At 63.1% G+C, this 14,598-nt stretch carries 11 protein-coding genes and 1 pseudogene; 3 read left to right on the top strand and 9 right to left on the bottom strand.

Going from position 1 to position 14,598, the window contains the following annotated elements:
• Window positions 1-21: 21 nt before the first annotated feature.
• Complete coding sequence (locus tag RC54_RS14135) at window positions 22-444, top strand: YXWGXW repeat-containing protein (RefSeq protein WP_061790138.1); 423 nt, start codon at window positions 22-24, stop codon at window positions 442-444.
• 72 nt (window positions 445-516) lie between these two features.
• Here RC54_RS14135 and RC54_RS25300 read toward each other — a convergent pair whose 3' ends face one another.
• The 9 genes and pseudogenes from RC54_RS25300 to RC54_RS14095 all read right to left on the bottom strand — a co-directional run bounded on the left by RC54_RS25300 (window position 517) and on the right by RC54_RS14095 (window position 9,190).
• Window positions 517-672, bottom strand: coding sequence for a hypothetical protein (locus RC54_RS25300; protein WP_017450510.1), 156 nt, complete (start codon window positions 670-672; stop codon window positions 517-519).
• Window positions 673-736: 64 nt separating this feature from the next.
• Window positions 737-1,759 carry a CE1 family esterase gene (locus RC54_RS14130; RefSeq protein ID WP_061790139.1) on the bottom strand — a complete coding sequence of 341 codons (1,023 nt, stop codon included), beginning with the start codon at window positions 1,757-1,759 and terminating at the stop codon, window positions 737-739.
• Between the two features lie 222 nt (window positions 1,760-1,981).
• Window positions 1,982-2,689 carry a glutathione S-transferase N-terminal domain-containing protein gene (locus tag RC54_RS14125; RefSeq protein WP_058895768.1) on the bottom strand — a complete coding sequence of 236 codons (708 nt, stop codon included), beginning with the start codon at window positions 2,687-2,689 and terminating at the stop codon, window positions 1,982-1,984.
• Between the two features lie 9 nt (window positions 2,690-2,698).
• On the bottom strand, window positions 2,699-5,803 hold the full coding sequence (locus tag RC54_RS14120; protein ID WP_061790140.1) for a bifunctional diguanylate cyclase/phosphodiesterase: 3,105 nt from the start codon (window positions 5,801-5,803) through the stop codon (window positions 2,699-2,701).
• Window positions 5,800-6,591 carry a substrate-binding periplasmic protein gene (locus RC54_RS14115; protein WP_373281453.1) on the bottom strand — a complete coding sequence of 264 codons (792 nt, stop codon included), beginning with the start codon at window positions 6,589-6,591 and terminating at the stop codon, window positions 5,800-5,802. Before RC54_RS14115 ends, RC54_RS14120 begins: the two co-directional genes overlap by 4 nt.
• 429 nt (window positions 6,592-7,020) lie before the next feature.
• Window positions 7,021-7,131: pseudogene (locus RC54_RS25750) on the bottom strand (short-chain dehydrogenase); the annotation flags it as partial.
• Window positions 7,112-7,222 carry an SDR family oxidoreductase gene (locus tag RC54_RS25745; RefSeq protein ID WP_218008303.1) on the bottom strand — a complete coding sequence of 37 codons (111 nt, stop codon included), beginning with the start codon at window positions 7,220-7,222 and terminating at the stop codon, window positions 7,112-7,114. The pseudogene RC54_RS25750 and the gene RC54_RS25745, both read right to left, overlap by 20 nt.
• An 86-nt stretch (window positions 7,223-7,308) precedes the next feature.
• Window positions 7,309-8,199: a PhzF family phenazine biosynthesis protein gene (locus RC54_RS14100; RefSeq protein ID WP_061790141.1), complete on the bottom strand. Its 891-nt coding sequence runs from the start codon at window positions 8,197-8,199 to the stop codon at window positions 7,309-7,311.
• Between the two features lie 70 nt (window positions 8,200-8,269).
• Window positions 8,270-9,190, bottom strand: a complete 921-nt coding sequence (locus RC54_RS14095; RefSeq protein ID WP_061790142.1) for a GGDEF domain-containing protein — start codon at window positions 9,188-9,190, stop codon at window positions 8,270-8,272.
• A 557-nt stretch (window positions 9,191-9,747) separates the two neighbouring features.
• Between RC54_RS14095 and RC54_RS14090 the strand changes: the two genes are divergently transcribed.
• Both RC54_RS14090 and RC54_RS14085 read left to right on the top strand, forming a co-directional pair.
• Window positions 9,748-13,302 carry an indolepyruvate ferredoxin oxidoreductase family protein gene (locus RC54_RS14090; protein WP_061790143.1) on the top strand — a complete coding sequence of 1,185 codons (3,555 nt, stop codon included), beginning with the start codon at window positions 9,748-9,750 and terminating at the stop codon, window positions 13,300-13,302.
• A 115-nt stretch (window positions 13,303-13,417) separates the two neighbouring features.
• Window positions 13,418-14,578 carry an acyl-CoA dehydrogenase family protein gene (locus RC54_RS14085; protein ID WP_058895762.1) on the top strand — a complete coding sequence of 387 codons (1,161 nt, stop codon included), beginning with the start codon at window positions 13,418-13,420 and terminating at the stop codon, window positions 14,576-14,578.
• Window positions 14,579-14,598: the final 20 nt, after the last annotated feature.

Here is a 14,598-nt window from a genome sequence, read left to right as displayed (position 1 = left end):
TTCACCTCCTGACTGCTCTATATGATGAAAAAAATAATACTCACCGGCCTGGTGGCGCTGGCGGCCTCTTCTGCCGTGTTGCCCGTTGCCCAGGCGCAAGTGTCGGTCAACATCAACATCGGCGCACCGCCGCCGCCGCGCGAGGAGATCCTGCCGCCGCCGCGCCATGGCTATGTCTGGGTACCGGGATTCTGGGATTGGGACGGCCATCGTCATCTCTGGCGCGAGGGTCACTGGTTACGCGAGCGTCCCGGTTACGTCTATGCCCAACCGGTATGGCGTCAGGGGCCGCGTGGCTGGGAGCTGGATCGTGGTGGCTGGCGCGGCGGTCCGCCTCCGGGACGCGGTCCGGGTCCGCGCGATTGGGATGATGATCGTCGCGGACCAGGCCCCGGCCCTGGACGTGATTGTCCCCCCGGTCATGCACGCAAGGGAGAATGCTGAACCGAGCAACAAGCAAAACGGCCGCAACGTGAAGACGTTGCGGCCGTTTTGCTGGGCGAGCCCGGACAGGATTCAGGTCTTGTCCATCAGCGTCGAGATCGCGAAGGAGACGATGCCGGCGGTGATGCAGATCACGGCCAGGCGGTAATGCGGAATCAGCTTGCCCACGAAGGGCAACAGGAAATACAGGACGATGGCGATCAGGATGCTGGTCAGGAGTCTTTTCATTGTCGGGGCGAAGAAGGTTGAACGCTGGTCGTTATGATAGTGCGATTTGCTCGGGCTGGCAGCTTCAGCGTGGGGCTTGGCCTTTCGTGCCGGGCGGCATCGGCGTGGGGGCAGGCGAGACCGGGGCAGTGCTTGCGGGCGTCTTGGTCGCTGCACCGGCTGCAGCCGGCAGCGGCGTCGCGCCCGGTGGCAGGTCGTCGTCTTCCGGTTCGCTCTTGCGCCCGCCGCCGTGCGCGTTGAAGAAGTTGATCACGGTGCGCGAGGTATCCAGGTTCTGCGAAGACTTGCCGCCATTGATGATGGGGACCACGCCACCGGGCCAGGCATGACCACCACCCTTGACCTCGTAGAGCACCACCGCTTGCGGGTCGCTCTTGCTGGCATAGGTGTATTGGCGGATGGTGGTGCCGTCATTGGCGGTATCGGGGATGTCGGTCACGCTCGGGCGCGGTGCGGCGCCATCGGCCTTGATGAAGGCTTCGATACTGCGCGCCACCGACAGGCGTGGCAACTGCGAGACTTCCTGCTTGCCGATGCCGCCCAGGAAGGGGATGAAAGGATCATCGCTGCCGTGGATGTGCAGCAGCGGCATGGGCGCCTTGACGGTCTCGGGCGGCACGTCCAGCACGGCGCTGACTACGGCCACCGCCTTGAACAGTTCCGGTGCCTCGGCCGCCATGCGGTAGGCCATCATGCCACCATTGGAGACCCCCACCAGATAGACCCGCTGCGGATCGGCCAAGCCATCCTTGACCAGCTTATCGATGAGCGCGCGCAGGAAGGCCACGTCATCGACCTTGTGCATCTGGGCGTAACCGCAGCAGCCGCCCGAATTCCAGGTGCGGGCATCGATGGCCAGGCCAGTGCCGTTGGGATAGACGATCATGTAGCCGGCCGCTTCGGCAATCTCGGTCAAGCCGGTGGCGCGCGCCATGAGCGAACCGCTGGAGCCGCTGGCATGAAGCGCGATGATCAGCGGGCGCGGCTCGCCAATGCTGTTGCGTTCGGAGAAATAGGCGCGTGCCAGATTGCCCACGCGGATGGTCTTCAGCGACAGGTCCACGGCGTTGGCGGGCAGGGCGCTCAAGAGAGAACACCCGCACAGCGCTGCCAGCAGGAGCCGGCGCATGGGTGCCAAGGGACGACGGCAGGAAAAGGCAGCAGGGGCGAGGGCGGGGCGCGACGGAAAACGTATCGTCATGGCAGGCTGGTTGCGTTCGCGGAGATGGGCGCCATGTTAACGCGCCGGTTACGCCGAGGCAAAATGATTTACACCCTGCATCGGCATGGCGCGTGCTGACTTAGCCGCTTAGCCGCGGGCCGGAATATTGAGTCCGCGCACCACCGCTGGCCGTGCCACGAAAGCCTCCAGTGCGCGGGCCACATGCGGGAAGTGGTGGAAACCGACCAGTTCGGCCGCTTCATAGAAGCCGATCAGGTTGCGGATCCACGGGAAGGTGGCGATGTCGGCAATCGAATAGGCATCGCCGCCCAGCCACTGGCTCTGCGCCAGGCGCTGTTCCATCACGCCCAGCAGGCGCTTGCTTTCATTGACGTAGCGGTCGCGCGGACGCTTGTCTTCGTAGTCCTTGCCGGCAAAGCGATGGAAGAAGCCCAACTGGCCGAACATCGGCCCCACGCCACCCATCTGGAACATCACCCACTGGATCACCTGGTAGCGCGCCGCCGCGTCGGCGGGCAGGAACTGGCCACTCTTTTCGGCCAGGTACAGCAGGATGGCGCCGGATTCGAACAGCGGCAGCGGCTGGCCACCGGGGCCGTTGGGGTCGATGATGGCGGGGATCTTGTTGTTCGGGTTGAGCGACAAGAACTCCGGCGACATCTGGTCATTGCTCTCGAAGCTCACCAGGTGGGCTTCGTAGGGCAGGCCGGTTTCTTCCAGCATGATCGAGACCTTCACGCCATTGGGCGTGGGCAGCGAATACAACTGGATGCGCTCGGGGTGTTGCGCCGGCCATTTCTGGTTGATCGGGAAGGCGGACAGGGCATGGCTCATGAAGGGCTCCTAGGCAACGGATAGATGAAGATCGCGGTCCTGGGTGAATTTCTCGAAGGCTTCCACCGCCACTGGCCGGCAGAAGTAGTACCCCTGGTAGGCATGGCAGCCGGCATCGGCCAGGAAACTGCGCTGGGCATCGGTTTCCACGCCCTCGGCAATGACCCCCAGCCCCAGGCTCTGGGCCAGGTTGACGATGGTCTTGGCAATCGAGGCGTCGTTGGGATCGATCAGGACATCGCGCACGAATGACTGGTCGATTTTAAGCTGATTCAAGGGCAGCCGCTTGAGGTAGGACAGCGAGGAATAACCGGTGCCGAAATCGTCCAACGAAAACTCCACGCCATAGGCCTTCAAGGCGAACATCTTCTGGATGATGTCTTCCACATTGTCCACCAGCAGGCTCTCGGTCAGTTCCAGCTTGAGGCGGCGCGGATTGGCGCCGGTGCGTTCGATGATGTCCAGCACCGTCTGCACGAAATCAGGTTCGCGCAATTGCGGCGCGCTGACGTTGACGGCGATGCTCAGTTCATCCATGCGCGCCCGCTTGGCCCATTCGGCCAGTTGCTTGCAGGCGGTTTCCAGCACCCAGTTGCCCAGCGACAGGATCAAGCCGGTTTCTTCTGCCAGCGGGATGAAGTCGCCCGGCGGCACCATGCCGCGCTGTGGGTGCTGCCAGCGCACCAGCACTTCTGCACCGGTCACGCGACCACCATCGACCACCTGCGGCTGGTAGTGCAGCAGCAACTGGTTACTCTCGATGGCCTTGCGCAGTCCGGCTTCCAGGGTAGCGCGTTCCAGCACCGCGGTCTGCATGGCCGGGTCGAAGAAGCGCAGTGAGTTGCGGCCGGTTTCCTTGGCCTTGTACATGGCCAGGTCAGCCTGCTTCATGAGTTCATCCACCGAGGCCGCACGGCCCAGGAAGACGGTGGCACCGATGCTGGCGGTGGTGCGGTATTCGACATCGTCGAGCTGATAGGTCTCGCCCAGTGCCGCCAGGATCTTCTCGCCGATGGCGCGGGTCTGGGTGGCGGCTTCCTGCTGGGTATCGTTCAGGCCTTCCAGTACCACCACGAATTCATCGCCGCCCACGCGCGCCACGGTGTCGTTTTCGCGCACGTTGGCCACGACGCGCTGGGCCACCTGTTTCAGGAGCACATCGCCCTTTTCGTGGCCGACGGTATCGTTCAAGGTCTTGAAGTGATCCAGGTCGATGAACAGCAGCGCGCCGCAGGTGCGGGTGCGCAAGGACAGGGCGATGGCTTGCTTGAGGCGGTCTAGCAGCAGGGTGCGGTTGGGCAGGCGGGTCAGGGCATCGAAGAAGGCCAGTTCGCGGATGCGTTCCTCGGCCAGCTTGCGGTCGCTGATGTCGTGATGGGTGCTCACGTAGTGGGTGATCTGGTGATCCTTGTTCTTGACCGCCGAGATGGTCAGCCATTCGGGATAGACCTCGCCATTCTTGCGGCGGTCCCAGATCTCGCCTTGCCATTTGCCGAAGCGGCGGATGCTCTCGCGCATTTCCTGGAAGAAGGCCGGGCCGTGGCGGTCCGAGCGCAGCAGGTTGGGGTGCTTGCCGACGATTTCCTCGGCGGTGTAGCCGGTGATCTCGGTGAAGGCCTTGTTGACGCGCAGGATGCGGCTGTTGGCATCGGTGATCAACATACCCTCGCGGGAATCGAAGGCCACCGCCGAGATGCGCAGTTCGGCTTCGATCTGCTTGCGGTCGGTGATGTCGCGGCTGCTGGTACGAAAGCCCGTGAAGCGTCCCTGGGCATCGGTGATCGGGGCTGAGGACAAGGCCAGCCAGAATACCGAACCGTCCTTGCGCACGCAGCGCAATTCCACGTCTTCGCGTTTCTGGCCATCCATGCAGCGCGCCAGCTCGGCGCGGATGCGGCGTTCGTCGTCGGGGTGGACGATACTGCCGATGAAGTCCGGCATGGACAGGCATTCGGTCACCGTGTAGCCGGTGTAGTCGTAGACCGCATGGTTGATCCAGCGCGGCCGCCCGTCCAGGCCCCACCAGACTTCCCAGTTGACGGTGCAGTCGGCGATGGCGCGGAACTGTTCTTCGCTGGCACGCAGCTCGGCCGTCATCTTTTCGGCCAGGCGCACCGCGCGCACGCGGCTGGACATCATCAACCAGGCCAGCAGCGCCAGGGTCACGCTCATGCCGATGCCGGTGGCGGCAATGAGGGGCTCGGCATTGCGACCGAACTGGGCGGTGAAGGCATCGGTGGTGCTCAAGGACAGGGTCCAGTTGTGATTGGCCACCACCAGGTATTCGTCGGCGTGCAGGCGCGGCGAGCGCTGCCGGAAGCTGCTGGGGGCGGAGCTGTAGAGCAGGGCATCGGGCTCCTGCACCACACCGTCATAGAGTGCAAAGCCGATGGTGTGGTTGCTCTCGCCATAGAGACTGGCGATGACGTCGCTCATGCGGAACACTGCATGGACCCAGCCCACCAGGCTGGCGCGCCGTTCGGCAATGGTCGATTGTGGCTTGCCGCGCTGGTACAGCGGCAGGTACATCATGAAGGCCGGGATGGACGGCTCCGTGTTGGACAATTGGACCTTGCCGGAGATGGTCGCCATGCCCGAGTCGCGCGCTTTTTCCATGGCCGCGCGGCGTACCGGATCGGCCCACTGGTCATTGCCGAAGGGCATACGATTGCGCCCCATGTAGGGCTCGCGCAGGATGGTGGGAGCATAGGCGTCGCGTGCACCCGAGGGGCGGATCGCGTAGTCGGCCAGACCCTGATGCGCCATGCGGGCCAGGTGCGCATCCAGTTGGGTGGCGGGAATCCACTCTTCGATGGCAATGGCCTGGATGCCGGAGAAGTTGGCGTCCAGGTTGAGCGCCTCGACATAGTCACGGAACTGGCTGCGGTCGATATTGCCGGTGGCCGAGATAAGCCCTTGCACGCCGTGCAGCATCTGTTCGTAGGACGCCATGCGCTGCTCGATGCGGCTGACCGTCTCGCGCAGCACCGAGGCGAACTGCGTATGCAATTCCTTGGCAGCGGCCTGGCGTTCATGGTCCCAGGCAGTCCAGGTCACGCCCAATCCTGTGACCAGGATGAGCAGGGGCAGCAGGATCAGGCGTATCCAGTTCACGGTTTGCTCTGGAATTGGACCATGGCCGCTGCCAGTTCCGCATTGAAGTATTTCTGGAAGATGCGCAAGACGGTGCCATCGGCCAACATGCCATTGACCAGGGCCCGCCATTTTTCCTGCTCGGTTGCAGGCAGCGCGCGCCGCGACATGATGAGCCCATGCAGCACCGATGGGTCTTCGAAGCTGATGATGGTGGTGGCGTCACGGATGCGTTTTTCTTCCACCACCGGGTAATCGAAGGGCTCCATGATCATGCCCTGGATACGGTTCTGCAGCAGGGCTTCGTAGAGCGGTTCCAGACCACCAGCCTGGGTCACGCGGTTGGCGGCGCTGAGCTGGTCCACCATGCGGTTGGCATTGTTGCTATAGCGGAAGCTGCGGATGACGCCCAACTGGAAGCGCGGGTTGCGCGCCACATCGGCCAGTTGCGCGATGCCGGCATCCTTGCGCACCAGCAGGTAGTACTTGTTGCTGAAGTACCAGGCGAAGGAGGCGAACTTGTCGCGATCGGCATTGGTGATGCCTGACAGGCTGAAGTCCAGCGCGCCGGACTCGATCAGTTGCCAGATGCGCGCACGCGACATCAGGCTGACATTGACCTTACATCCGCTGCGACGGATCAGCTCATCGGCGAAATCCTTGTCGATGCCGGTATCGGTGGCGGCCGAGTAGAGCAGGCCATGGTCGTGCAGGGCCAGGGTATAGGGGCGCGAGCAATCAGGTCCGCCCGGTACGGCGGGGCTGGCGGCGTGGACAGCAGGGCCCGCCAACAAGGTGGACAACAGCATGGCTGCGCTCGCGCAGCGGCGCACTGCGCCAATGCGAAAGAGTCGACTGAAAATACTGCCCCCTGTGAATACGCCATCTTCTGGACGCCAGCGGCGGCGCCCTGTTGCGCCAGTCATGCCAATCATGCCGGTGTCTCATCCTTTCCGAAAGCGCCGCACCCGGGGCGGCGCCCTTGCTGTTGTTCTGTTGCTGCTGCCGGACCGGTGGGTTACCAGGCGCCGAGCGATGTTACCCGAGCAGATTCCATTGCGCAACAGAATGCGAAGGATGTGATCGCGGCAGGCTGGGAGCGGGTCTGCAGCCGATGTGGCGAGGCAGACGAAAAGCCTCGGGGAGGTGATCAGGATGGCATGAAAAATCACAGACAATACCGGCATGGCAATGGACGCGAGCAGGGTTCCCACCCGCATCCATCAGCCTTATCAGCCTTAGATGAACATGCCGCCCGAGACTTCCACGCGCTGGGCATTGATCCAGCCATTGTCGGGGCGCAGCAGGGAGGCGATGGCAGCGCCGATATCATCCGGCCGGCCAGCCCGGCAGCGAGAAGCGCGCCAGGCCGCTGGAGATGTTGATGATGCGACCACCCTCGGCCAGCCGCCACGTGCCGGCACGGCTGCTGGAGTTCATGGATTGGCTACATGCGCTGATCTTCCCGCTCACGCAGGAAGGTGGATTGGTCGCGTGAATGGAGCCGGAGGCCAGGGGCCAATGGTTCAGGCCAGCATGGTCTGGCCGACCGGATCGATGGTGACGGTACCGCGCCCGATCTCGATGACCCGGCCACCCACCTGGATTGCTCCCGCTGCGCTGACATCGAGGTACAGGAGCGAAGGACGATCCACCGCCGCGCCCTGGGAGATGGCATAGCGGGCCGGTAATGCATGGCCGGTGGCCATCAGCCAACCGCCCAGGTTGGCGCAGGCCGAGCCGGTGCCCGGATCTTCGGCTACGCCGCCGCCCTGCTTGGTGAAAAAGTAGCGTGCCAGCACCTGGTCCGGTGCTTCTTCGTCGAAGGCGAACACATACGCCGTCCTGCGTCCCAGGCTGCTGGTGGGCCAGCGTTCCAGCAGTGCACTGTCGGGTTGGGCGCGGCGCACGGCCTCGGGTGAGCGCAGCGGGATCAGGAACTGGTCGGCCCCGGTATCGACCCACAGTGGATCACTGGCCAGGTCGCTGACTTGCAGGCCCAGCAAGGCGGCTACCTCGGCGCGGGTGAGCGGGGAGGGGGCGGTTTTGGCTCCACCGGGGCAGGGCGCGGTGAAGGTCCAGACATTGTCGCGTGCGTTGACCGGCACCACCCCAGCCTTGAATTCCAGCGTCAGCGCATCGCCGCAGCCGCGCAACTCGCGCACCACCTGTGCCGTACCCAGTGTGGGATGGCCGGCAAAGGGCATTTCATAACCGGTGGTGAAGATACGTACCCGCGCATCGGCCAGCGTCGAGGGAAAAATGAAGGTGGTTTCCGAAAGGTTGAATTGCAGCGCCAGCGCCTGCATGGTGGCCTCATCCAGGCCGCGTGCGTCTTCGAACACGCACAGGGGATTGCCGCCGAAGGTCGATTCGGCGAAGACGTTGAGCAGGCGGTAGGTGTAAGTAGCAGGCATGGCAGTCTCGCAGCAGTGGAGTAGGAGCGCTTGATTGTAGCCACGCTCCCCGCTGCCAGACAGATACAGTTCACTCGTCCACGGCGATACAGTTACGGCCCAGTTGCTTGGCACGGTACAGACGGCGGTCGGCCAGTTCCAGGAAGTCAATGCGCTGGTCCATGGGCGAAGGCACGATGGTGCTCACGCCCTGGCTGATGGTGATGTGTGGCGCCACCTGTGAGCCGGCATGGGGAATGGCGGCTTGCGCAATCAGGCTACGGCAGCGCTGGGCCACTTGCAGGGCGGCCTTTTCATCGCACTCCGGCAGGATCAGCACGAATTCCTCGCCACCATAGCGGGCGAAGAAATCGCGGCTGCGGGTCGCGGTCTGGCTCAGGAGCTGGGCCACCTGTTTCAAGCATTCATCGCCGCGGATGTGGCCGTAGTGGTCGTTGTATTGCTTGAAGTAATCGATGTCGAGCATGATCAGCGACAGCGGCGCGCGGGTGTTTATCGCATTGGCCCACTCCACTTCGAGTGCGGAATCGAACATGCGGCGGTTGGCCACATTGGTCAGGCCATCCCGGTAGGACAGCGCTTCCAGTTCCTTCTGCAATTCGATTAGACGCGCCTCGGTCTTCTTGCGCTCGGTGATGTCGAACATGAAGCCGATCAGCGCATTGGGGCTGCCATCGGGATTGCGTACCACGTGCACCACGTCGCGGATCCAGACGTGTTCACCATCGCGGGTCAGCGCCCGGTAGTCGGCCTCATGATCGGCACCGGCCTTGGATTGCGAGATGCAGAAATTGACCACCGCTTCACGCTCGTCGGCATGGATGCGCATGGCCCAGTCGTCGGCGCTCTTCCAGCTCTCCGGTGTCCAGCCCAGCAATTGTTCGATCTGCGGGCCGATGTAGGTGAATTGCATGGTGCTCCAGTCGATCTTCCAGGGAATCGCCTTGGTCGATTCCAGCAAGGTCTTGTAGACCGCACTATCGGGTTCCATTTGTTCTTGTGTGTGGTTGGTCATGGCTGTCGAGGGGGGGGGCGAGATAGGTTGTAAGAGGACTGCCTGGCCCGGTCAGAACGGCCATTGCAGGCAGTGTGCGCAAGCATAACGCCTCTTGCTGTCAGGCAGATGAAAAATATGCCTACGGCAGGCAAACGTTTCATTGCCTTCCGGCAATGCTGTTTGATCGGTCATCGTTTTTTCTTATATCCCTATCCTCATTCGGTATTTGTGCCTCTTCGCGCCCTGCGGATAGACTTCAGTCACAGCAGTTTTCGAGACGGAGATTGTTGTGTTGACCGCTACCACGGTCGATGTGTCTGGCAGTGATGTGCCGTACCCGGCGCAGTAATGGCAGACGCTATCTGAAACAAAAATTTTGGAGACAAGCAATGCACATCCGTTCGGCAGCTGAGCCTGCCGCAGCGGCGACGCCTACCGTAGAGGGCGATCGCAACTGCGCACAGGCTGCGACCCAAGTGAGCGCTCACTGGCCGGTCCTGCAAGAGGTATCACAGTCACAGCAGACACCCGGTTCCCCCGCGACAGACGGCTTGCCTACCGTCTGCGCACACTCTACCGATACAGTTGCTGACACTTCCGGGCTGGCGCCTGTCAGTCTGGACGACAAATACACCGCTACCGCAGGCAGCATCTATCTCTCCGGCATCCAGGCCCTGGTGCGCCTGCCCATGTTGCAGCAGATCCGTGACCGCGCCGCGGGCCTGAATACAGCCGGTTTCATTTCGGGCTATCGCGGCTCGCCCCTGGGCGGGCTGGATGAAGCACTGTGGCAGGCCCAGCCGCACCTGGCCGCGCAGCGCGTGAAGTTCCAGCCGGGCGTGAACGAAGACATGGCCGCCACGGCCGTCTGGGGCACGCAGCAGATCAAACTGATCGGGCCCTCCGACTACGACGGCGTCTATGCCATGTGGTATGGCAAGGGGCCGGGCGTGGACCGCTGCGGCGATGTGCTCAAGCACATGAACCATGCCGGCACCTCGGCCCACGGCGGCGTGCTGCTGGTGGCTGGAGACGATCATGGCGCCTATTCCTCGACGCTGCCGCACCAGTCCGATCACATCTTCTCGGCCTCGATGATCCCCATGCTCTATCCCTGCAACGTCCAGGAATACCTGGACCTGGGGCTGCATGGTTGGGCCATGTCGCGTTACTCCGGTTGCGTGGTTGGCTTCAAGGCGCTGGCCGATACGGTCGAGTCGAGTGCTTCGGTGGATGCCAATCCGTTGCGGGTCGAGATCCGCTTGCCGACCGATTTCGTCATGCCCCCGGGCGGCTTGAATGCGCGCCTGTCCACCGACACCCTGGGCGTACAGGCGCGCAAGCAGGAAGCGCTGATGCAGGACTACAAGATCTATGCCGCGCTGGCCTATGCGCGTGCCAACCAGCTCAATCGCGTGATGATCGACAGTCCCCGTGCGCGGCTGGGCATCATCGCTTCTGGCAAATCCTATCTCGACGTGTTGGAAGCGCTGTCCGAGCTGGGCATCGATGAAGCCTTTGCCGCCGAGATCGGCTTGCGGCTGTTCAAGGTCTCCATGCCCTGGCCGCTGGAACCGGAAGGCGTGCGCGAATTTGCGCAAGGCCTGGATGAAATCCTGGTGGTGGAAGAAAAACGCCAGATGGTCGAATACCAGTTGAAGGAACAGCTTTACAACTGGCGCGACGACGTGCGTCCGCGCGTGATCGGCAAGTTCGATGAAAAGGGGGAATGGGTGGCCCCGCGCGGCGAGTGGCTGCTCACTTCCAAGGCCGATTTCTCGGTGGCCCAGATCGCCCGCGTGATCGCTGCGCGCATCGCGCGCTTTCATACCAGCGACCTCATCAAGGCGCGCCTGGCCTTTCTCGATGCCAAGGATGCGGTGCTCACCAAGGCGGTCAATACGCCGCCGCGCCCGGCCTACTATTGCTCGGGCTGCCCGCACAATACCTCCACCCGCGTGCCCGAGGGCAGCTTTGCGCTGGCCGGCATCGGCTGTCACGTCATGGCTACCGCCATCTATCCCGAATTCAACAAGCTGACCACCCACATGGGCGGCGAGGGTGCGCCCTGGATCGGGCAGGCGCCTTTTTCCAAGGTGCCGCACGTGTTTGCCAACCTGGGCGATGGCACCTATTTCCATTCCGGTTACCTCGCCATTCGCGCCGCCGTGGCGGCCAAGGTCAATATCACCTACAAGATCCTCTACAACGATGCGGTGGCCATGACCGGAGGCCAGCCGGTCGACGGTACGATCTCGGTGCCGATGATTGCGCAGCAGATGGCGGCCGAAGGCGTGCAGCGTATCGCCCTGGTGTCCGAAGACATCGCGCGCTATGCCGAGCGCACCCAGTTGCCGTCCATCGTGAGCGTGCATGATCGTCAGCAGATGGATGCGGTCCAGCGCGAACTGCGCGAGTGGCCGGGCGTGAGCGTCATTATTTATGACCAGACCTGCGCGGCGGAAAAGCGTCGGCGTCGCAAGAAGGGACAATTGCCCGATCCCGATGAACGTCTCTTCATCAACTCCGCCGTCTGCGAAGGCTGCGGCGATTGCGGCACGCAATCGAACTGCACCGCTATCCTGCCGCTGGAAACCGAGCTGGGCCGCAAGCGCGTCATCGATCAATCCTCTTGCAACAAGGATTATTCCTGTGTGAAAGGCTTCTGTCCCAGCTTCGTGACGGTCACCGGCGGCAAGCTCAAGAAGTCGCGCACCGGCACCACCAGGCAGGGCGCCGAGTATGATTTCGGCCCACTGCCGCAGCCGGTCCTGCCCTCCTGCGACACGCCCTTCAACATCCTCATCAACGGCATCGGCGGCACCGGGGTCATCACCATCGGCGCCTTGATGGGCATGGCCGCACACCTGGAAGGCAAGGGCGTCTCGGTGCTGGACATGACCGGCATGTCGCAAAAGAATGGCTCGGTGACCTCGCACGTGCGCATCGCCGCCCGGCGCGAGGCCATTGGCGCGCAGCGCATCGCCACCGGCGAAGCCGACCTGGTGCTGGGCTGCGACATGCTCACCGCAGGCGCCTTCGATGCCATCTCCAAGATGCGCCCCGGTCGCACCCGCGCCGTGGTGAACCTGCACCAGCAACCCCCGGGCCAATTCGCACGCAACCCGGACTGGCAGTTCCCCCTGGAGGAGGTCAAGGCCCTGATCATCGAATCGGTGGGCCAGCAGGCCGACTTCATCGACGCCACACGCCTGGCCACGGCGCTCATGGGGGATGCCATCGCCACCAATCTCTTCATGCTGGGCTATGCCTGGCAGCGCGGTGAATTGCCGCTGACCGAAGCCGCACTGCTGCGTGCCATCGAACTCAATGGCGTGGCGGTGCAGGCCAACCAGAGCGCCTTCGGCTGGGGGCGGCGGGCTGCGGTCGATCTGCTGAAGGTGGAAAATATCGCTGTGCCGGCGCAGCCGGTGGTGTTGCACATGCCGCTCTCGCTGGAGCAATGGATCAAGCGCAGCGTGGCCTTGCTGACCGATTACCAGGATGCCGCCTATGCCGCCCAGTATGCCGAAGTGGTGGAAGCAGTACACGCCGCCGAAGCACCGCTGGGCAGCGACAAGCTGAGCATGACGGTGGCCCGACAGCTGTCCAGGTTGATGGCCTACAAGGATGAATACGAAGTGGCGCGGCTCTATACCAATGGTCAGTTCCAGCAGGCGCTGGCGCAGCAGTTCGAGGGAGATTTCACGCTCAGCTTCCACCTGGCACCGCCGGTCCTGGCGCGCAAGGATGGTCAGGGGCATCTGCTCAAGGCCCGCTATGGTGGTTGGATGATGACGGCCTTCAAGCTGCTGGCGCGCATGAAGGGCTTGCGCGGTGGTGTGCTGGACGTCTTTGGCCGCACGGCGGAGCGTCGCATGGAGCGCGCCCTGATCGTGCAATATCGCTCTCTGGTATTGGGCCTGTTGCCGCGCCTGACGACTGACAATCTGCCTACCGCCATCGAACTGGCACAGTTGCCGCAACTGGTACGCGGCTATGGTCACGTCAAGCAGCAGGCCGTGGAGCACATGCACGCCCGTCAGGCGAGCTTGCTGGCGGCCTTCGAACGGGCGGGCCAGCCCTCGGTGGAAGCGGCGGCCTGAGCCTGCTGTCTTGCTGCGCGCCAATGTCGCGCCGGTGACAACTGCCCGGCGCGAATTCCATTAAGCTATGGCGCCAATGCAATGCACGCAGAACGACAATGAACCGGAGACAAGCATGGATTTTGAACTCAACGAAGACCAACTGGCCTTCCAGCAAAGCGCCCGCGCCTTTGCTGCCGGCGAGATGGCGCCCTTTGCGGCCAAGTGGGATGAAGAGGCGCATTTCCCCCTGGACGTGATCGCCAAGGCCGGCGAACTGGGCTTTTGCGGCCTCTATACCCCCGAAAATGAGGGTGGCCTGGGGCTGTCACGGCTGGATGCGACCATCGTCTTCGAAGAACTGGCACGCGCCTGTACTTCGACTGCCGCCTATCTCACCATCCACAACATGGTCAGCTGGATGGTGGCCACCTGGGGGCAGGGCGAACTGAAGGAAGAATGGTGCGCGCAATTGGCGGCCGGGCACAAGATCGGTTCCTATTGTCTGACCGAACCGGGCTCGGGTTCGGATGCCGCCTCGCTCAAGACCACCGCGCGCCGGGTCGACGACTTCTATCTCATCAACGGTTCCAAGGCCTTCATCTCGGGCGCTGGCAGCACCGATCTGCTGGTGGTGATGGCGCGCACCGGTGGCCCCGGTGCGCGCGGCGTGTCGGCCATCGTGGTGCCCGGCGACACTCCCGGCATCAGCTATGGCAAGAAGGAAAGCAAGATGGGCTGGAACAGCCAGCCCACCCGCACCATCAGCTTCGACAACGTCAAGGTGCCGGTGGGCAACCTGCTGGGCGAGGAGGGCGAGGGCTTTGTGTTCGCCATGAAGGGGCTCGATGGCGGGCGCATCAACATCGCCACCTGTTCGGTCGGTGCGGCCCAGGCGGCGCTGGATGCGGCCCATGCCTACATCAAGGAGCGCAAGCAGTTCGGCCGTCCCATTGCCGATTTCCAGGCGCTGCAATTCAAGCTGGCCGACATGCAGACCGAGCTGGTGGCGGCCCGCCAGATGGTACGTCTGGCAGCCACCAAACTGGATGCCGGCTCACCCGAGGCCACCACCTATTGCGCCATGGCCAAGCGCCTGGCCACCGACCTGGGCTTCAACATCTGCAATGAGGCGCTGCAATTGCATGGCGGCTATGGCTACATCCGCGAATATCCGCTGGAGCGCTATTTCCGCGACGTGCGGGTACACCAGATCCTGGAAGGCACCAATGAAATCATGCGCGTCATCATCTCGCGCAATCTGTTGGGCCGCGACACGCTGGACGACATTCGCTGAGCCAACCCCTTTCAAGGAAG

The organism is Herbaspirillum rubrisubalbicans, assembly GCF_003719195.1.
Classification (GTDB): domain Bacteria; phylum Pseudomonadota; class Gammaproteobacteria; order Burkholderiales; family Burkholderiaceae_D; genus Herbaspirillum; species Herbaspirillum rubrisubalbicans.
This window is presented reverse-complemented; position numbering and strand designations above follow the sequence as displayed.

Bases quoted from the DNA above. Each gene is read 5' to 3' on its own strand.
- RC54_RS14135 (WP_061790138.1), top strand. From the start codon at position 22: ATGATGAAAAAAATAATACTCACCGGCCTGGTGGCGCTGGCGGCCTCT.
- RC54_RS25300 (WP_017450510.1), bottom strand. From the start codon at position 672: ATGAAAAGACTCCTGACCAGCATCCTGATCGCCATCGTCCTGTATTTC.
- RC54_RS14125 (WP_058895768.1), bottom strand. From the start codon at position 2,689: ATGAGCCATGCCCTGTCCGCCTTCCCGATCAACCAGAAATGGCCGGCG.
- RC54_RS14115 (WP_373281453.1), bottom strand. From the start codon at position 6,591: ATGCTGTTGTCCACCTTGTTGGCGGGCCCTGCTGTCCACGCCGCCAGC.
- RC54_RS25745 (WP_218008303.1), bottom strand. From the start codon at position 7,222: ATGAACTCCAGCAGCCGTGCCGGCACGTGGCGGCTGGCCGAGGGTGGT.
- RC54_RS14100 (WP_061790141.1), bottom strand. From the start codon at position 8,199: ATGCCTGCTACTTACACCTACCGCCTGCTCAACGTCTTCGCCGAATCG.
- RC54_RS14095 (WP_061790142.1), bottom strand. From the start codon at position 9,190: ATGGAACCCGATAGTGCGGTCTACAAGACCTTGCTGGAATCGACCAAG.
- RC54_RS14085 (WP_058895762.1), top strand. From the start codon at position 13,418: ATGGATTTTGAACTCAACGAAGACCAACTGGCCTTCCAGCAAAGCGCC.